15 protein-coding genes and 1 tRNA gene are annotated in these 18,863 nt (G+C 71.1%); 7 read left to right on the forward strand and 9 right to left on the reverse strand.

The genetic code is table 11. The annotated features are described in order from the left end of the window. Positions 1–155: 155 nt before the first annotated feature. The 3 genes from QLQ12_RS40910 to QLQ12_RS40920 form a co-directional block, all read right to left on the reverse strand. Positions 156–563 (reverse strand): peptidoglycan-binding domain-containing protein, encoded by a 408-nt coding sequence (locus tag QLQ12_RS40910; RefSeq protein WP_282766418.1) that lies wholly within the window; start codon positions 561–563, stop codon positions 156–158. 274 nt (positions 564–837) lie between these two features. After that, positions 838–914, reverse strand: a tRNA-Pro gene (locus QLQ12_RS40915). A gap of 74 nt (positions 915–988) precedes the next feature. Continuing rightward, the gene (locus tag QLQ12_RS40920; RefSeq protein WP_282766420.1) at positions 989–1,882 is read right to left on the reverse strand and encodes a metallophosphoesterase; all 894 of its coding nucleotides are present in this window, start codon (positions 1,880–1,882) and stop codon (positions 989–991) included. A gap of 25 nt (positions 1,883–1,907) precedes the next feature. On the opposite strand from QLQ12_RS40920, the gene QLQ12_RS40925 reads away from it, so the two are divergent. Next, a complete protein-coding gene (locus QLQ12_RS40925) occupies positions 1,908–2,360 on the forward strand; it encodes a GatB/YqeY domain-containing protein (RefSeq protein WP_282766421.1) in 453 nt (150 codons plus the stop codon). A gap of 57 nt (positions 2,361–2,417) precedes the next feature. On the opposite strand, the gene QLQ12_RS40930 is transcribed toward QLQ12_RS40925, so the two are convergent. Further along, the gene (locus QLQ12_RS40930; RefSeq protein ID WP_282766422.1) at positions 2,418–4,820 is read right to left on the reverse strand and encodes a transglycosylase domain-containing protein; all 2,403 of its coding nucleotides are present in this window, start codon (positions 4,818–4,820) and stop codon (positions 2,418–2,420) included. Positions 4,821–5,124: 304 nt separating this feature from the next. On the opposite strand from QLQ12_RS40930, the gene QLQ12_RS40935 reads away from it, so the two are divergent. Beyond that, entirely contained in the window at positions 5,125–5,427 is a 303-nt protein-coding gene (locus QLQ12_RS40935) for a WhiB family transcriptional regulator (protein ID WP_041832981.1), read from the forward strand. Here QLQ12_RS40935 and QLQ12_RS40940 read toward each other — a convergent pair whose 3' ends face one another. Genes QLQ12_RS40940 through QLQ12_RS40950 form a run of 3 tightly spaced genes read right to left on the reverse strand, consistent with a single transcriptional unit; the run spans position 5,428 to position 8,409 of the window. Then, positions 5,428–6,567: an ArsA family ATPase gene (locus QLQ12_RS40940; protein WP_282766424.1), complete on the reverse strand. Its 1,140-nt coding sequence runs from the start codon at positions 6,565–6,567 to the stop codon at positions 5,428–5,430. A gap of 37 nt (positions 6,568–6,604) precedes the next feature. After that, the gene (locus QLQ12_RS40945) at positions 6,605–7,558 is read right to left on the reverse strand and encodes an ArsA-related P-loop ATPase (protein ID WP_282766425.1); all 954 of its coding nucleotides are present in this window, start codon (positions 7,556–7,558) and stop codon (positions 6,605–6,607) included. A gap of 23 nt (positions 7,559–7,581) precedes the next feature. Then, complete coding sequence (locus tag QLQ12_RS40950; protein WP_282766426.1) at positions 7,582–8,409, reverse strand: Rv0361 family membrane protein; 828 nt, start codon at positions 8,407–8,409, stop codon at positions 7,582–7,584. Positions 8,410–8,542: 133 nt separating this feature from the next. Between QLQ12_RS40950 and QLQ12_RS40955 the strand changes: the two genes are divergently transcribed. The 5 genes from QLQ12_RS40955 to QLQ12_RS40975 all read left to right on the forward strand — a co-directional run bounded on the left by QLQ12_RS40955 (position 8,543) and on the right by QLQ12_RS40975 (position 14,711). Then, positions 8,543–8,701: a DUF4177 domain-containing protein gene (locus QLQ12_RS40955; RefSeq protein WP_282766427.1), complete on the forward strand. Its 159-nt coding sequence runs from the start codon at positions 8,543–8,545 to the stop codon at positions 8,699–8,701. Next, entirely contained in the window at positions 8,698–9,189 is a 492-nt protein-coding gene (locus QLQ12_RS40960) for a RidA family protein (RefSeq protein ID WP_282766428.1), read from the forward strand. The genes QLQ12_RS40955 and QLQ12_RS40960 overlap by 4 nt, the downstream gene beginning before the upstream one ends. A 95-nt stretch (positions 9,190–9,284) precedes the next feature. Continuing rightward, entirely contained in the window at positions 9,285–10,082 is a 798-nt protein-coding gene (locus QLQ12_RS40965; RefSeq protein WP_282766429.1) for an MBL fold metallo-hydrolase, read from the forward strand. Beyond that, a complete protein-coding gene (locus tag QLQ12_RS40970; protein WP_282766430.1) occupies positions 10,079–13,681 on the forward strand; it encodes an adenylate/guanylate cyclase domain-containing protein in 3,603 nt (1,200 codons plus the stop codon). Before QLQ12_RS40965 ends, QLQ12_RS40970 begins: the two co-directional genes overlap by 4 nt. Before the next feature lie 31 nt (positions 13,682–13,712). Beyond that, positions 13,713–14,711: a serine/threonine-protein kinase gene (locus tag QLQ12_RS40975; protein ID WP_282766431.1), complete on the forward strand. Its 999-nt coding sequence runs from the start codon at positions 13,713–13,715 to the stop codon at positions 14,709–14,711. Between the two features lie 618 nt (positions 14,712–15,329). Here the strand turns inward: QLQ12_RS40975 and QLQ12_RS40980 are convergent. Together QLQ12_RS40980 and QLQ12_RS40985 are read right to left on the reverse strand one after the other, a co-directional pair. Next, positions 15,330–17,336 carry an ATP-binding protein gene (locus QLQ12_RS40980; RefSeq protein ID WP_282766432.1) on the reverse strand — a complete coding sequence of 669 codons (2,007 nt, stop codon included), beginning with the start codon at positions 17,334–17,336 and terminating at the stop codon, positions 15,330–15,332. Between the two features lie 11 nt (positions 17,337–17,347). Continuing rightward, on the reverse strand, positions 17,348–18,709 hold the full coding sequence (locus tag QLQ12_RS40985) for a carboxyl transferase domain-containing protein (protein WP_282766433.1): 1,362 nt from the start codon (positions 18,707–18,709) through the stop codon (positions 17,348–17,350). Positions 18,710–18,863 lie beyond the last annotated feature (154 nt).

Below are 18,863 nucleotides of genomic sequence, written 5' to 3' on the forward strand. Positions count from 1 at the left end.
CGCGGCCCCCCCCCCCCCCCCCCCCCGCCCGCCCCCCCCCCCCCCCCCCCCCCCCCCCCCCCCCCCCCCCCACGACTCGTCGAATCACCGCTCGACAACCCTCGCCGTCAATGAGGCATGAAGCATTCACGGTGATTATGGAGCCGAATGGTGAATCAGAGCTTGCTGCAGCCGTTCGTGTTCCAGAACTTCATAGCGCGACGCGTGTTCGGGCCGTAGATTCCGTCGTCCGCCACTCCGATCGCGCGCTGCACCGATCTCAGTGCGGTCTCCGTGTCGCCGCCGAAAATGCGGTCGGCCTCGATCCGCTTTTCGTAACACATCTGCATGGCGTTCTGCGGGGCCCTAACGGCTTCACCACGGTTGTTCCGCTTGAGCTGGCAGTTCACCGAGCCGTTGCTGAGAGCGGGAGCGTCATGGGGCTTGCGCCCTTCGGTCGCAATGTACAGCGAGGTCGTGCAGGTCGAGGTGGCGTACGCCGGGCTGGGTCCGACGAGTACGGATGCCGCCGCGAACAGTCCGGCTCTGACGACGGTGCGCACGCGCCTGGAGGACTTACGCATTTTCAATCCCCGTGGTTTACGAATGCGCACTCCATGCGAATGGTCGAACTGTCGTCGGAAATGAAGCATCGGTCCAGACGGCAATTGATAGTGGCCGCTCGCGACATGTGAAAATGCAAACAGGCGAAAGGGTGCGCATCAAGCGGCTTCGATCGATGTCCCGGGGGAGGTGCTGAGCCGCCGGTTTGTCGCTCGTCCCGGTCACTGATGGTGGACGGCAAAAAATCGGGCCCGGTCACCATTTCTGGCGACCGGGCCCGATCTGCAAACCACCTGGTCGGGGTGGCGGGATTTGAACCCACGGCCTCTTCGTCCCGAACGAAGCGCGCTACCAAGCTGCGCCACACCCCGGTGTTGCGAGGTAAATACTAGCGGAGCCCGTACCGGCCCTGCCAACCGGTATCCCGAAAAGGTAGAACCGCAGGTCAGCGCGGGATCAAGGTGAGAAGTGAGGCCTCCGGGCGGCAGGCGAAGCGGATCGGCGCGGTGGGATGGGTGCCTAGGCCGGCGGAGACGTGCAGCCAGGCGTCCGAGCCGGGCCAGCGGTGCAGACCCTTCGCCATCGAGGTGGGCAGGTCGCAGTTGGTGGTGAGGGCGCCGAACCCGGGCACGCAGACCTGGCCGCCGTGGGTGTGGCCGGCGAGCAGCAGGGCGAAACCGTCGGCGGCCATCGCGTCCAGGACCCAGGAGGCGGGCGTGTGGGTGACGCCGAGGTGCAGGTCAGCGCCGGCGCTGATCGGGCCGGCCACCGACGGGTAGTCGTCCCGCTCGATGTGCGGATCGTCCACCCCGGCCAGCTCGATGGAACGGCCGCCGGCCTTGATGGTGGTGCGGGCGTTGTTCAGGTCGGCCCAGCCCGCGTCCACCAGGGCCGCGCGAAGATCCTCGGTGGGCAGGTCGACACCTTGCACGTACTCACGGTCGGGCATCAGGTAGCCCAGCGGGCTCTTCCAGACCGGACCGCGGTAGTCGTTGGAGCCGAAGACGAACGCGCCGGGAACCGACAGCAGCGGGTCGAGGGCGCGCAGCACACCGGGGACCGCGCCCGCGTCGGCCATGTTGTCGCCGGTGACCACGACCAGATCGGGGTCGGCGCCACCGAGCGAGGCCACCCACTCCTGCTTGCGTCGCTGGTCGGGCATCATGTGCAGGTCCGTCAGGTGCAGGATGCGCAGCGGTTCCGCGTCTGGTTCGAGGACCGGGACGTCGAAGCGCCGCAAGGTGAACATGTTGCGCTCGATGAGGGAGGCATAGGCGAGTGTCGCGCCGCCGAGGGCGGTCAGGGTGGCGGCGGCCGAAATAAGGGAGCGCTTACGCATGCCCGCAAGGGTAGTTTCTCCGGTCATGGGAACGCTGAAAGACCGCCTGAACGATGACCTGCGCACCGCGATGAAGTCCCGGGACGAGCTCACCACCTCGACGCTGCGGATGGCTCTGGCCGCGGTCCGGACCGCTGAGGTCGCCGGTAAGGAGGCGCGTGAGCTCTCCGACGCCGAGGTGCTGGCGGTGCTGACCAAGGAGACGAAGAAGCGGCGCGAGGCGGCGACCGCGTTCGCCGACGCGGGGCGTACCGAGCAGGCGGCCAAGGAGACGGCCGAGGGCGAGGTCCTCGACCGCTACCTGCCGAAGCAGCTCACCGACGCGGAGATCGCCGACCTGGTGTCCGAGGCCCTCGCGGCCGGCGGCTTCACCGGCAAGGCTCAGATGGGCCCGGCGATGAAGGCGGCCCAGGCGGCCGTGGCGGGCCGGGCCGACGGCGGCCGGGTCGCTGCCGAGGTGCGGCGCCAGCTCGTCTGAGAGGGACGTACGGAAACGGGCGGGAGAGTGACTCTCCCGCCCGTTCGGCGTTCCTGGCTAGTTGCGCCTACCCGGTGGGGCGCTGTTGCCTGGATTCGGCTGTCCGCCCTTGCCGTTGCTGATCTCGAGGACCACCGCGCCGTTCTTGATCGTCTTGCCGGACGGGCTGGTGCTCGCGACCGTCCCCGCCGGGCACTCGGAGTCGACCGGCGCGCCCGTCGAGACGTGGAAGCCGGCGTCCTCCAGGCGGTTGGTCGCCGAGGAGACCGAGTCACACTTCACGCCGGGGATCGAGCGCTGCTCGCCGTACGCGATCTTGGAGCTCGTCGGCTTCTTGAAGCCTTGCGGCTGCTTGCCCTTCATGTAGTCCCGCACGGTGTACTGGACCGCCGGGTTGACGGTGTCGTGCTTCATGTGGTCGTTGTGGTCCTGGTAGTCCGGGTTGACCAGGTAGCCGGCGACGACGATCTTCGTGGTGCCGACGATCAGCGAGGCGGTCTTCTCCGCGTCGGTGGTGCCGGACTTGCCGAAGACCGGGTGGTCCACGATGCCGCGGGTGTTGCCGGCGGTGTTGCCGGCGCAGTTGCCGAGCTGAGCCGAGTCGCCGACCGGGCAGCGTGCCGTGTCGAGGGCGGCCCGGGCCACGTTCTTGTCGGTGGCCTGGGTGCAGTGCGGCTTGCCGACGTCGATGTTCTGGCCGTCCTGCGTGCTGATCTGCTCGACCGGCGTGGGCGAGCAGTACATGCCGTCGCCGGCGAGGGTCGCGTACGCGTTCGCCATGTCGAGCGGTGTGGAGGCCGTGACGCCCAGGGAGAACGCGCCGAACTGGTTGGCGCCGCCCTCCTTGGTGGTCATCTTGGCTTCGTCCGGCTGGCGGAACTGCACACCGAACCGCTTGGCGACCGCGATCACCTTTTCGGAGCCGACCCGCTCCTGGAGCGGGATGAAGTAGGTGTTGATCGAGTTCGCGAAGGCGGACCACATGTCGTAGACCTTGCCGCCGGCGCCACCGGAGTTCTTCGGGCAGTAGAAGTGCCCGTCACAGGTGGCCGGACCGGGGCCGACGATGTAGTTGGAGCGGTACTGCTTCTCCGCCTTGATCGTGTAGCCGAGGGGGTAGTTGTTCTCCAGGGCCGCGATGATCGGGAAGATCTTGAACACCGAACCGGCCTGGTAACCGTAGATGTCGCCCCCGCCGCTGAGCAGCGGGTTCGTGGTGTTCGGGTGAGTGCCCCGGACGCCCGCCTTGGCCTTCTTCGGGTCCGACGAAGGCTTGTTCTGCGGGTTGTCGGGGTCGTCGAGCTTGTACTTACGGTTGGCCGCGAGCAGGCGGACCTTGCCGTTGCCCGGCTCGACACCGGCCAGCAGCAGCGCCTTCTCACTCGAGTCCGACTGCCGCTCCGAGACCTGCTTGCGGGCGGCCGACTGGCCCTCGATGTCCATCGTCGTGACGATCCGGTAGCCGCCGCTCTTGAGGCGCCGCTCCCGGTCGTAGGACGTGGAGCCGAACGCCTCCTGCTCCAGCCACCAGCGGTGGAAGTAGTCGCAGAAGAAGCCCCAGTGGTTCTTCGCCACCCAGGCGCAACCGCGGCCGACCTGCTTGACCTTGCTCGGGATCTCGGCCTTCTTGGCCTCGTCGGCCTGCGCCTGCGTGATCGCGCCCATCTCCAGCATGGCCGGGACGATGTAGTTGTCCCGGCGGGCGGTGATCTGCTCCTTGCCGCTCGGCGTCGTGGGGTTGAAGCTGCTCGGCGCCTTCACCATGCCGGCGAGCATGGCCGCCTCGGCGACGGTCAGGTCCTTCGGCCGCTTGTTGAAGTAGACCTGGCTGGCGGCGTAGACGCCGTAGGCCTGGTTGCCGAAGGGCGCGATGTTGAGGTAGCGCTCCAGGATCTGGTCCTTGGAGATCTGCTTCTCGATCTGAAGCGCGTACTTCATCTCGTTGACCTTGCGCTTCGGGCTGTCCTCCGTAGCGGCGATCACCTCCTGCGGGTTGGTGGCCGAGTAGGCCAGCGACATCCGCACGTACTGCATGGTGAGCGTGGAGGCGCCCTGCTGCGTGCCACCCTGCTTGTTGCTCACGAACGCACGGGCGACACCCTTGAGGTCGACGCCGTTGTGCTCCTTGAACTTCCGGTCCTCGGCGGCCAGGATCGCGGCCTGCATGAACGGCGAGATGTCCTGCAGCGGAACGTCGCTGCGGAACTCGTCGTAGAACAGCGCGATCTGCGTCTTGCCGTCGGACGCGTAGACCCGGGTGATCTGCGGAGAGCTGAATTCCTTGAGCTCACTCGGCAGGTTGGCGAACGTCTGACCGCCCGCCTTCGCCGCGAGCCCGGTCATCGCCGCGGCCGGGAACGCCGCGGCGGCCACGACCACGCCGGCCAGTAGGCCGCATATCAGCAGCGAGGTGGCGTTCGTGAAGATGTTGTGATCGCGTCTGCGAAACCAGGAGGTCACCCGAGCAGGGTACGCGAACCGTGCACGCGCTCGCCCGCCGAGAAGGCTCTCCCCGCCCGATATGAGTGTGACCTGTCACCCCTCATGGCGGAGCGTTTTTCCCTATTCGCACCGAAGATACCCCCGTTCGGCCACCCAGCCACAACCGCTATGCCCGGAACTACCGGCCTATACGTATTTGAGGGACAACGTTGCGTAATCACCCAACTACAGAGCATGATGGTGCGGCGAGACACGGACGCCGATGGCACGGGGGAACAGGGGCCGCCGGCGTCAGGGGGTGAAACAAGGGGGGACGTTTACCGTGGGGATGATCAGCGACTGGCCCAGCATGGCGGCGTGTCAGAGTGGCGACCCTGACGCGTTGTTCGTGCAGGGCGCCGAGCAGAACGTGGCGAAGAGGATCTGCCGCAGCTGCCCGGTCCGCTACGAGTGCCTCGCCGACGCCCTGGACAACCGCATCGAGTTCGGCGTCTGGGGAGGCATGACGGAACGGGAACGGCGAGCCCTGCTTCGCCGTCACCCGCATGTGGCGAGCTGGCGGAAGATGTTCGAGGCCGCACTGCGGGAGAAGGGCGCCGACAAGGTGCTCGTCTCCACCCGCTGATCAGGCGATCAGCGTTCCGATCGTTCGCAGCCCGTCGACGTCGTGAACGTCGGCGGGCTGCGCCGCGATCGCGGTGGCCGGCACCGAGGGGAACGCCCTGGTGAACTCGGCCGCGACCGTGGTCTCCCGCTCGGACTGGCGCAGCAGCCCGGCGTGGATCCGCAGCACGTCCGCGGTGATCTGCTGGTCACCGTCGGCCGTCAGCCGGTCGGCCGCGGCCTCGCTCTCCGCCGCGTCGAGCCCGGCCGGCTCGGTCTGGTGCATCCGGTTCAGGACCAGCCCGGCGAGCGGCATCCGCTCCTCGACCAGCCGCTCCGCGAAATAGGCGGCCTCCCGGATGGCGTCCCGCTCCGGCGCGGCGACCAGCAGGAACGCCGTCTGCGGGTCCTGAAGGATCCGGTATGTCTGGTCGGCGCGTTGCCGGAACCCGCCGAACATCGAGTCCAGCGCCGCGACGAAGCCGGACAGGTCGGTCAGCAACTGGGCGCCGAGGATTTTCTGGACAGCTTTGGAGAACAGTCCGAACGAGGCGGTGACCAGGCTGAACACGCTCCGGCCGCCCCGCGCGGGCGCCAGCAGCAGCCGCAGCATCCGGCCGTCGAGGAACCGCGACAGCCGGGCCGGCGCGTCCAGGAAGTCCAGCGCCGACCGGGACGGCGGGGTGTCCACCACGATCAGGTCCCACTGGTCGCCGGCCCGCAGCTGGCCCAGCTTCTCCATCGCCATGTACTCCTGGGTGCCGGCGAAGGTCGAGCTCATGGCCTGATAAAACGGGTTCCCGAAGATCTCGGCGGCACGTCCCGGCGTGGTGTGCTGCTCGACCACCTCGTCGAACGTGCGCTTCATGTCCAGCATCATGGCGTACAGCTCGCCGCCGCTGGAGTCGACGTCGATCCCCTTGACCTGCCGGGGTGTGTTGTCCAGCTCGGTCAGGCCCATCGACTGGGCGAGACGACGGGCCGGGTCGATGGTGAGCACCACCGTGCGGCGGCCGTGCACCTCGGCCGCGCGCAGGCCGAGCGCGGCGGCAGTGGTCGTCTTCCCGACGCCGCCGGCTCCGCAGCACACCACGATGCGGATGGCCGGGTCGGCCAGGAGACCGTCGACGTCGAGCCGTGGAGCGGTCAATTCAGCCACCATTTCAGGGTAGTGCGTCTTGATCGGACATTCGCGTCGATCAAGCTCGCATGAGGAGAGCCGCCAGATCGTCCAGGGCCGCGCGATCGACGCCGTCCGGGAGCAGCGGCAGCTCCACCATCGGACGGCCCAGTTCGGCCAGTTCCAGCCGCAACGACTCCTCCAGCTCCCGCCGGGTGAGGTGGGCCTGCGCCTCGGCGGCCAGCTGGTTGACCGTCGCCGGGGCAGCGGTCAGCCCGGCCGCGGTCAGCCCGCGCTTGATCTCCGCCTTGGTGACCTTGCCGCCGGCCAGCAGTGGCGGGCGGGCGCCGTTCACCACCACCCGGCCGACCGGGATCTTCAGCGCGGTGAGCTCGGCGATCGCGTCCAGCGTCTCCTGGACCGGCATCTCCTCCAGGAGCGTGACCACGTGCACCGCCGTCATCGGTGAGCGCAGCAGCGACGCCACACCCTCGCTCTGTGTCTTGATCGGACCGACCTTGACCAGCCGGGCGGTCTCCTCGGTGACGTTCAGGAACCGGCCCACCCGGCCGGTCGGCGGCGCGTCCAGCACCACCGCGTCATAGACCCGGCCGCCGTCTTTCGACCGGGTGGTCGCCTCTTTCACCTTGCCGGTGAGAAGCACGTCACGCAGGCCGGGGGCGATGGTGGTGGCGAAGTCGATGGCGCCGACCTTGCGCAGCGCCCGCCCGGCCGCGCCGAGCTTGTAGAACATGTCCAGGTATTCGAGGAGGGCCTCCTCGGGGTCGACGGCCAGGGCGCGGACCTCGCCGCCGCCGGTGGTGGCCGCGACCCGCCGTTCCGAGTACGGCAGCGGTTGCAGGCCGAACAACTGGGCGATGCCCTGCCGGCCCTCCACCTCGACCAGCAGCGTGCGCCGGCCACCGGCCGCCAGGCCCAGGGCCAGCGCGGCCGCCACGGTGCTCTTGCCGGTGCCGCCCTTGCCGGTCACCACGTGCAGCCGCTCCGGCCAGTTGCGGTGTTCGTCGCCCATGGGGTCCACGGTACGGCGACGTGTCAGCCGTTGACCTCACACACGAGCCAGCCGGTCTTCCGGACGACGGTGAAACGGAGATCCTGTGCGGCGGTCTTCTCGTCGTCGGTCGACATGACGATCCGCACGTCGACCCGGGCCCGCTCCTCGTCCCGGTCGGCCACGGCCGGCTCGTCCCAGCGGAAAACCGGGGCCTGGTAGCCGTCGGCGTACCCGCTGATCTGCTCCACCCGGGCGGCGAGTTTCGCCTCATCGCGGGATTTGCTGCACACCAGATCGCGCGCGGCGGTCGCGTCCTGCTGGGTGTAGACCGCGGTCAGGAACCGGTTGACCGCGGTGGTCGGGTCCGGCGAACCGGGGTTGTCCGCGTCCCTGAGCAGGTAATACGCCGAGACGGCGCCGCCGCCGCAGAGCGCCAGGGTGGCCACGAAGGCCATGGAGAGGAAAATCGTCGAACGCGCTCGCGGGTCGGCGGCCGGTGGCAGGCGGCCGGTCGGCGACCCCACCCAGATCGGCTCGGCCTGCGGCTGGATCTCGGCCGGCGGCGAGTGCTGGTAGGCCAGGTGCTCCGGTGGCGCGTGCCGCCACTCGCCGGGTCTCTCGTGCTGGGCGTGCCAGGGGCCGTGGGGCGGTGGCTGATGCCACACCGGCTCGGGAGTGTGCGATATCACCTCACCGGACACCACCGGATGTTCGGCGGTGTCGAGGTCCGGAGCCGTGAACGCGGCCGTGTGCGGCGGTTCGGGCGCCGGAATGGGTTCCACCGGCGGGATCGGCATGGGCGGTTCCGGCTCGGGCGACGGTGGCGGCTCCGGGTGCCCGCCCGGCTCGTTCCGTGCGTCCTGCGTCATGTCATCCTCCGCTCCTGGCTCTCCGTGATGGCATGTGCGCTTTCCGTACACAATTCGCAGCCCAGCCTAGCCAACGGCGGGCGGGCGCGCGTCCTAAGCTGTGCCGGTATCCGACGTGAGGAGAGCACCAGCAATGCAGAAGTGGGAGTACGTGACCGTGCCCCTGCTGGTCCACGCGACCAAGCAGATCCTCGACAACTGGGGCGAGGACGGCTGGGAGCTGGTCCAGGTCGTTCCCGGCCCGAACGGCCCCGAGCAGCTGGTCGCCTACCTGAAGCGACCCAAGTCATGACCACTCCGGCCCCCGTCTCCGGGGAGGGCGCGGTCGACGCCTACGCCAAGCTCGCCGCACTGGGCCTGACTCTGCCGGCGGTGGCCGCGCCGGTCGCGTCGTACGTGCCCGCCGTGCAGTCCGGCAACCACGTCTACGTCTCCGGCCAGCTGCCGTTCGTCGACGGCAAACTGCCGCAGGTCGGCAAGGTGGGCGCCGAGGTCAGCGTCGAGGAGGCCGCCGGGCTGGCCCGCCTCTGCGCGCTCAACGCCCTCGCCGCGATCGACGCGCTGGTCGGACTGGGTCGAGTCGTCAAGATCGTCAAGGTGGGTGGATTCGTCGCCTCGGCGCCCGGCTTCACCGGTCAGCCGGCCGTGATCAACGGCGCGTCCGATCTCTTCGCCGCCGTCCTGGGCGAGCAGGGCCGGCACGCCCGCGCCGCGGTCGGGGTCTCCGAGCTGCCGCTGGGCTCGCCCGTCGAGGTCGAGGTCATCGCCGAGGTAGTGTGATCTTGCGGTGATTCGGCAGTATTTGCTCACCGATGGTGACCGGATCGGACATCGTGTCTCCGTCAACGCCCCCGGACCGACGTACGATTCGGGTCATGGGGGGCGCTGAGCCCGAGTCGGCCGAGGCCGACCGGCTACCGGGTTGGGTGACGTTGCTTCGGGCGCCCAACCCGGGGCCGATGACGCTGGACGGCACCAACACCTGGATCCTGCGGGCTCCCGGCGCGGACTACGCGACCGTGATCGACCCCGGGCCGCTGGACGAGGGACATCTGCGGCGGATCGCCGAACACGGCCCGTTCCAGTTCATCCTGATCACACACGGTCATCACGATCACGTCGAGGGCGCCGACCGACTGTCCGAACTGCTCGGCGGCACCGCGGTGCTCGCCGCCGACCCGGCGTACTGCCTCCACGGTGACCCGTTGGACCCGAGCGAGTGGCTCGGCGGCAACGGGCTCGACATACGGGTGGTGGACACTCCAGGGCACACCAGTGACTCGGTGTCCTTTCTCATCGAGTGTGGGGACGACCGCGCCATGTTCACCGGAGACACCATTCTGGGTCGCGGGACCACGGTGGTCGCCCGGCCCGACGGCGACCTCGGGGCCTACCTGCGCAGTCTTGAACTGCTCAGCGCGTACCCCGAAGTGTTGATGTTGCCCGGCCACGGCCCGGCCCGGACCGACACGGCCGAGCGCGCCCGCTTCTATCTCGAACACCGCCGTGAGCGGCTGGCGCAGGTGGCGGCCGCCATGGCGGCCGGCGCCGAAACGCCCGAGGCCGTCGTCGACCTGGTCTATCCGGACATCGATCCGGGTGTGCGGTTCGCCGCCGAGTGGTCCGCGGCCGCGCAGCTCGACTATCTGCGGCAGCGACGGGAAACGCCGTGACCTGCCCTGTGTGCGGGACCGTCGCGGTGCCCGGCGCCCGCTTCTGTCACCACTGCGGCGCCGCGCTCCCGGCCGCGGCCTCCCTGCCCGCGGCCGAGCGGCGCATCGTCACCGTGCTCTTCGGCGACCTCTCCGACTTCACCTCGTTCTCCGAGGACCTCGATCCGGAGCGGGTCGGCGCGGTCACCGACCGCGTGCTGGCCGCGCTGGCCGGCGCGGTGAAGACGTTCGGCGGGCACGTCGACAAGCTGACCGGCGACGGGATCATGGCCGTCTTCGGCGCCCCGGTGGCCCACGAGGACGACGCCGAGCGCGCGGTCCGGGCCGCGCTGAGCATGCAGCGGGCGGTCCGCCGGGTGCTCGACGACGAGCGCGGCGGTGGCGCCCCCCTGGGCCTGCGAGTCGGGCTCAACACCGGCGAGGTGGTCGCGGGCATGCAGGCCGGCATCGAGTACACGGTCATCGGCGACACGGTCAACACCGCCGCCCGGCTGGCCGACGCCGCCGCGGTGGGGACCGTCTACGCCGGCGAGCGCACCAGCGCGGGCACCCGGCACGTCGCCTCCTGGCGGCAGCTACGGCCGCTGCGGCTCAAAGGCAAGCGCGAACCCGTTCCGGCCTACGAGCTGCTCGGCCTGCACGACGCGCCGGGCACCCGGTCCGGTCTGGGCGACGAGGCGCCGTTCGTGGGCCGCGAGGCCGAGCTGGGCCGGTTCTCCGGCCGGCTGGCCGAGGCGATCGACACCGGCCACCCCCGGATCATGGTGATGACCGCCGAGGCCGGCATCGGCAAGTCCCGGTTCGCCGGCGAGGTCAAGCGCCTCGCCTCCGGATACTCCGGGCACGGCGCGCGGGTGCTGCGGGTGCGCTGCCGGGCGTTCGGTGAGCGCCGCCGCTACGCGCCGCTGGCCGACCTCGTCCGCAAGGCGGCCGGCCTGCCCAAGGACGTGGCCACCACGGTCGCCCGCACGGTCGTCGAGGAGCGCCTCCGCAAGCTGGGCAACCGCCTCGGCGTTCAGGTCGACAGCGACCGCCTGCTGGTGCTGCTCGGGTACGGCGAGGCCCCGGACCGCCCGATCGGCCCGGCCGCGCCCGCCGACTGGCCGTCCAGCGCCAGGCGCATCGACGCCGAAGCCATCGCCGTCGCCGTCGCCGACCTGCTCAACGCGCTCGCCGCCGAGGAACCGCTGGTGGTGATCGTGGACGACGTGCACGACGCCACCGACACCACGATCGAGGCGATCGGCCGCACCCTGAACCGGCTGGAAGGCCCGGTCGTGGTGCTGCTGCTCAGCCGGCCCGAGCTGGTGCGCTCCTCGCAGGCGATGGCCCGGCTCGCCGACGCCGAGGTGCACACCCTGCCGCCGCTGCGCGGGGCCGACGCGTCCCGGCTGCTCACGTCATATCTGCACGGCGGCAAGCTGCCCCCGGCCGACAGCGACCGGCTGCTCGCCACCGCCCAGGGCAACCCGTTCTATCTGGCCGAGATGGTCACCCTGCTGATGGAGCGGGGCGCGCTCACCCCGGCGGTCGGCGCCAACGCGGCCGGCCGGTGGCAGCTCGCGGCCGGATCACTCGGCAGCCGGCTGCTCTCCCGAGACCTGGCCGCGGTGCTCGCCGCGCGTATAGACGCGCTCACCGCGGAGCCGCGGTCGGTGCTGCGGGACGCGTCGGTGGCCGGGACGACCGTGCCCAACGGCGTACTGGAGGCGCTCCAGGAGCGGCGGGCGGTCGCCGACAGCCGGCCGGGCGTGGTCGTCGCGGTCGAACTCGAACGAGCCGTCGACGAACTGCTCCAGCGGCGCATGCTGCACCGGTCGCGGTCCGGCGGCTACCAGTTCAGCACCCCGCTGATGCGGGAGGCGGCCTACGCCGGGATCGGCAAGGCCGACCTGGCCGAACGGCACGCCTACCTGGCCGCCTGGGCGGCGCCGGAGAGTGTGTCCGAAGCCGGGCACGACGGCGCGGTCCGGCTCAACCTGACCGACGGCGAGCGGGACGCGTTCATCGCCGCCCACGCCGGGCAGGCGGTCGAACTGGCCGACGCCGTGCGGCTGCGGCCGGACGCGCCGGCCCGCGAGGTGGCCCCGCTGGGCGTCGCGGCGCTCGGCCGGATGGCGCGGCGCGCCCTCGCCGACATCGAACCCGCCGCCGCCATCGAGTACGCGGAACGCGCCATCGCCCTGGCCAAGGGCGAGCTGCCGCTGCCCGACCAACTCGTGCACGCCCGTGCGCTGCTGCGCCTGGGCCGGGCCGAGGAAGCGCTGACGTTCGGCGAGAAGATCGCGGTGAGCGCCGCCGACGAGCCGGTCTGCCGGGCCGAGGCGATGATCGTGGTCGGCCGGGCCCACGAGGCGCTGGGCGACACCGACCGGGCCGTCACCGCCTGGCAGGAGGCGCTCGAGGTGGCCACCGAGGCCCAGCTGCTACCGGAGCGGGCCAACGCGATGCGCCGCCTCGGCATGGCCGACTTCCTGTCCGGCAAGCTCAGCCAGGCCAGCAGCCGGTTCGCCGCCGCCTATCAGGTCACGCTCGCCGCCGGGGACCGCCACGGGCAGGCCTGGGCGCTGCAGAGCCTGGCCTGGGTGACCACCACCCGGGGCGACTTCGCCGGCACCGACGCGGTGCTGGGCCGGGCGGCGCGGCTCTTCGCCGAACTCGGCGACCCGGTCGGCCGCTCCTGGCTGCGCGGCACCACGGCGTTCGCCCGGCTGCTGGCCGGCCGGTTGCAGGAGGCACGCCGGCTGGCCCGGCTCTTCCTGCCGTTCGGCGACCGGGTCGGTGAGGGCTGGGCGGTCGGCACGCTGCGGGTCGTCGAGGCCTACGCGGCCGCCGAACTCGGCGATCTCGGAGCCGCCGACGGGCAGGCGCGCCGGGCGTACCGGGAGTTCCTGGAGGTCAACGACGACTGGGGCTGCGGGCTCGCCCTGGTGGTGCGCGGTGCCATCGCCCGCGGGCTCAACGAACCCGAACACGCCGGTGACCTGCTCACCGACGCCATGGGCTACGCCGGCCGCACCGGCCATCCGCTGCTGCTCGGCATGGCCGGGACCCTGCGCGGGTTCGTCGCCCTGCAACTCGGTGACCTGGAAGCCGCCGAAGCCGACGCGCGACGGGTGATGACCGCGGTCGAACCGCACAATCCGCTGGCGCCGGCCCAGGTGGGGCCACGGGTGCTGCTGGCCGAGGCGCGGACCAGGGCCGGGGACGCGGCGACCGCGATCGGGCTGCTGGCGCCGATCGCCAGTGACATGTCGACGCCGTCGATGCTCTTCTCGCGGCGGCACGCGCTGGCGTCGTACGCCTCCGCCCTGCTCGCCGACGGCCGCGTCGACACGGCTCTCACCTGGATCGAGCGGGCCGCCTCGGCCCCCGCCGAGGACGTCCGCAGCACCGTGATCTCGGCCATGGTCCGGGCCCGGGTGCTGGCCGCGGCCGACCGTTGCGAGGAGGCCCGGGAGGCGGCTGAGGAAGCGGTCCGTCTGGCGTACTCCACCGAGCAGGCCAGCGAGCGGGCAACCGCCGAGGAGCTGCGGGACACCCTCTCGGTGACCGCCGTGGAGGAAACTGTCGCCTACGCGTCTGACGTGCCCGGATGATCTCCGCGGCGGCTGGCGTATTTTCTATCCCGTGACGGATACTCCGCCTGGCGCCCTGCCCGTACCTTACGTGCCAGGCATGTCCGGTTTGTCGATTATGGCACGTGGTGGGTATGCCACCGTATACCGCGCCGTCCAGGACTCCGTCGGGCGTGACGTCGCCATCAAGGTGGAGAACCGCACCCTCGACAGCGCCCGCGACCAGGCCCGCTTCCTCCGCGAGGCGCGCGCCGCCGGGCGCATGTCGTCACACCCGCACGTCGTCGACCTGTTCGACGTCGGCGTGACGGTCGACCAGCATCCCTACCTGATCATGGAGTTGTGCGACGGGTCGTACCTCGACCGCATGCGCGTCTCCCCGCTCACCCCCGCCGAGACCCGCGACGTCGGCATCAAGATCGCTGACGCGCTGGTGCACTCGCACGCCAACGGCGTCCTGCACCGCGACGTCAAACCGGCCAACATCCTCTACTCCGAGTTCAACCCGGCCGTCCTCGCCGACTTCGGCCTGGCCGTCCTCGGCGAGATGCGCGACTCCATGGTCACCCTCGAGGTGCTCACCCCCGCCTACGCGCCGCCGGAGATGTTCCGCCACGACACCCCGTCCGGCGCCGCCGACGTCTACGCCCTGTGCGCCACCCTCTACGCCGTCATGAGCGGCCGGCCACCCCGCTGGGAGAGCAACCGCAGCCCCAGCCTGCTCACCCTGATGGACCTGTTCCACCAGCCCATCCACGACTTGCACGGCGTGCCCCGGGCCCTCACCGACATCCTCCGCTACGGCATGAACAACGACCCGGCCGCCCGGCCGACCGCCGAACAACTCCGCGACCTGCTGAGCAATCTGCACCTCGACCCCAGCACGCCGCCACCGCCGCCGGCGGTCTATCGCTCGGTGTCGACCAACCACGTGCCACCGCCGCGGCCACGGCCCATCCCGCCGAGCACGCCCACCCTCGACGAGACCCCGACGGTGCACAACAACCCGGCCCGCAAAAACTTCTTCAGCAAGTGGTTCTTCGGAAGCTGACCGCCACGCTCTCCCGGCGCCCTCTCTCCGCACCCCCTTCCCGGCGCCCGGCGCTCCCCCTCGCTGTGCTCCCGGTTCGCTTCGCCGGGCCGACCCAGCGGGATTCCGGTCAGTTCGCTTCTCTCGTACGAGACAAGCCGCCCTTCGCCGCGCCACACCTCACGTGGCTCCCCACGCGAGGCCCGGCGGATCCGCACGGCCGCAGCGCGGCCACCGGGCTGCTGCCCCCTTCCCGCCAGACCAGTGCCCGAACGGTGAGCCGTCGCCCAGGCAGGTGTCGCACCGCCAGTTCCGCGTCTGCGTTACGGCCGGCTCAGCGAGCCGTCGCTCAAGCGTGTCACCGGGCCGGCGTTCCACGTGTGGGCTAGGGCCCCGGGTTGCGGAGTGCGGCGAGCCGTCGTCTGGGCGCGTTTCGACGGTGCTATTTCGCGTTGCGGCTACGGCTGAGGGGTCGCCTGCTGGGCGGGACGGTCGATGGCAGGGATGCGGTAGCCGGTGGCCCGGGGATTGCCCGAGAGGCGCGCTGGGGGCTTGAGCGGTGCCTTCGTCGCGCGGTAGTCCGGGGCGAGGATGGTGCTTCTGCGGGCTGACTGGCGCGGGTCGGGGAGGGGGGGGCGGCTATTCGGGGTCTAGGACGGCTAGGAGTTCGCCGGTGTCCACCTCGGCGCCGGGCTGGACCGGGAGGGAGGAGACCACACCGGCCGACGGGGCGTGGACCGGGTGTTCGAGCTTCATGGCTTCCAGGGTGAGCAGGAGTTCGCCGGCGCGAACGCGCTGGCCGGGGACGACCAGGACGCGACGGACGGCGCCGGGAAGTGGGGCGATCAGGGAGCTTTCAGCGGCCTCGAGGGCGGGCAGCGGGAAGCGGGAGATCTCGCGGAGCGCGACCGAACCCTCGGGACTGTCGACGTAGGAGACGTCGCCGACGCGGTGGACGTGCACGCCCATGCGGATGCCCTGCACGTTGAGGACGACCCGGTTGCTGGCGGCCTGGACGACGACGACCGCGGGGTGTTCGTCGGCGACGGGGGCCTGGCCGAGGCCGGCGAGGTCGAGTTCCTCGGGGTCGACGGCGCGGACCCACCAGCCGGCCAGGTCACCGTGGCGGTTCATCCGGTAGCCGACCTCGACGGGGCCGGTGGGACCGTCGTAGACGGCGGTCTGGGAGCCGGAGGGGACGTTGCGCCAGCCGGACGGCAGCGAGCTGAGCACCGGGGCGGACGCCCGCCTGGCCGCGGCGCCGGCGAGGGCGGCGGCGAGGCAGGAGAGGCGGACGGCGTCGACCGAGGAGAGCAGTGGGGCGAACACCTCGGGGTGCCGGTCGAGGAAGCCGGTGTCGACGTCGCCGGCCCGGAACGCGTGGTGCCGCAGCACCCGGACCAGCAGGTCCCGGTTGGAGACGACGCCGTGCAGGTGGGCCCGGGCGAGGGCGGAGGCGAGCATCCGGGCGGCCTCCTGGCGGCTGGGTGCCCACGCGATGAGTTTGGCCATCATCGGGTCGTACTGGACGCCGATCACCGAGCCGTCGGTGACGCCGGCGTCGAGGCGCAGGCCGGGCTGGGGGAGCGGGCGGAACTGGCCGGCGATGTCGGGTACGGCGAACCGGTGCAGGGTGCCGGCGGCCGGCAGCCAGGCGTAGGCCGGGTCCTCGGCGCAGATGCGCACCTCGATGGCGTGGCCCCGGATCGGCGGCGGGCCGGGCATCGGCACGCTGCCGCCCTCCGCCACCAGCAACTGGAGCCGGACCAGGTCGTAACCGGAGACGCACTCGGTGACCGCGTGGTCGGCCTGCAGGGTCGGGGTGAGTTCCAGGAACCAGAAGTCGCCCGCGGCGTCGAGGAGGAACTCGACCGCACCGGCGCCGACGTAGCCGAGCGCCCGGACGGCGACGATCGCGGCCCGGCACAGGTCCTCGCGCAGCGCCACGTCGACGGCCGGGGACGGGGTCTCCTCGACGATCTTCTGGTACCGGCGCTGGACCGAGCACTCCCGCTCACCGAACGGCACGACCGCGCCCTGGGCGTCGGCCAGGATCGGGACCTCGATGTGGCGGACGTTGCTGACGTACGGCTCGCAGAACACGTCACCGCCGACCTCGCGACGGGTGGAGGCGATCGCCTCGGCGAGGGTGGTGGCGTCCCGGACCACCCGCATGCCGTGGCCGCCGCTGCCGGCGGCCGGCTTGATCAGCACCGGGAAGCCGGGCACCCGGTCCGGATCGGTGAACGTCGGCAGGACCGGCACCTGTGCCTCGGCGACCAGATTCTTCGTCTCGATCTTGGCGGCCAGCGTGCGGAGCGTGGCCGGGGGCGGGCCGACCCAGATCATCCCGGCGTCGATGACGGCCTGGGCGAACTCCGGGTTCTCGGCGAGCGCGCCGCTGCCCGGGTGCACGGCGTTGGCGCCGGCCCGCTGGGCGGCCGCGATCAGCGCCCCGATCTGCAGATAGGTCGCCGACGGGGTGCTGCCCGGCAGGTGAACCGCGTAGTCGGCCTCGACGACGTGCGGGGCATCGGTGTCGGCGTCGGAGTAGACGCCCACGGTCTCGATACCGACCAGTCGGCAGGTGGCGAACACCCGGCGGGCGACCTCTCCACGGTCGGCCACCAGAAGTCGTCGGATCACTGGTCTACCTTTCAAGATCGGAACACGCCGACGTGTCCGGCGCCCTCCACAGCCGCGCTGTGCACGGCGGAGAGGCATAAGCCGAGGACCGTACGGGTGTCGCGTGGGTCGATGACGCCGTCATCGACCGGGGTGGAGCCGGCCGCGGGCCAGCTGAATCGAAAGCGGGGCTCGTCGGTGCGCTCGCCGGTGACGGCGCCGACGGTGAGGATCAGGTGTGGCACGGTGGACCGGGCGATCGCATGCGCCATCGGGGCGTCGTGGCGCGAGTCGTACTCCTCGGCGGGCGCGGGCGTCTCGGGGGGCGGTCCGAGGTGCCGCAGGAACAGCACCGGCGTCGCCGTCGCGTTCGCCAGATGCAGGAAGTGGACGACCTTCTGCGCCTCGGCCGCCGAGCACGACCGGTCCGGGGTGGCGAGCACACCGAGCGGGTATCCGTGCAGCTCACCCCATCCGGCCACCATCGCGGCGCCGTGGCCGGGCTTGAACTCGTCGAAGTCGCTCTCGTCGAGGATCCGGGCGAAGACCTCACGCGGCTCGAACGCGGCCGGGTCGGCGGCGGCCAGGGTGAGCAGGCCTTCGGCATCGTGCCGGGGCGCACGCGGGCACCGGTTGCGCGGCGGGGGGCCGTGCTTGCGCCAGTTGAGCCGCCGGACGCACTGCCGGGCCAGGCGCAGCCCGTCCCGTTCGTCCTCGGCGAGCTGGTCGGCGGGGCCGTCCGGGCCGGCCGGCACGACCGGGGTGGCGCGTACGTCGACGCCGGTGTGCCCGTTTATCGGCTGCGGGTGGATGGTCAGCACCTTGGCGTGCCCGCGTACCCGGATCGTGTAGTCCGACAGCGCCGGCAGATAGGCCGCGTCGCCGCTGGTGGCGCCGAAGACCACGCAGATCGACGGCACCCGGTCCGGCGGGAACAGTCCGCCGGCCGAGCCGCTGTCGCCCGCCGACTCCACCAGGTTGATCAGGGGCAGCCGGTTCATCGAGGCGATCGTCGTGGCGCGCCGGATCTTCTCAGCGGTGTACGGGTTGACCGCCCCCTCGTCCACCGTCGGATCGTTCGCGACGACGACGCACTCGACGCCCTCGACCACGCCGATCCCGGTGACCACGCTGCCGCCGACCGGGTACTCCGTGCCCCGCGCCGCGACCGGACACAGCTCCAGGAACGGGCCGTCCTGGTCGAGCAGCATCTCGATGCGCTCCCGGGGCAGCAGTTTGCCGCGCGCGTGGTGCCGTGTCACATATTTCTCTCCGCCTCCGGCCCGGGCCTCTTCGAGGGCGGACTCCAGCTCGGCGAGGCGCTCCAGGGTGGTGCCGCGCCCCTCCAGATAGGCCGGGTCACGCGGGTCCAGCGTGGTGTCGAGCACGGTCATCTCGCCACACCCCTGCCTGCCTTCAATGCCGCGCCCTTCCCTGTCCACGCCGGTGCCTCTCGGCCACCTCCGTAACGAGTGGCCGTGGGGGTGCGACACGGACAGGTGTAACGAGCACGGCTAAGGGGCCGTCCATACGGACGACCCCTTATAA

Source organism: Actinoplanes sandaracinus (assembly GCF_030009775.1).
GTDB lineage: Bacteria > Actinomycetota > Actinomycetes > Mycobacteriales > Micromonosporaceae > Actinoplanes > Actinoplanes sandaracinus.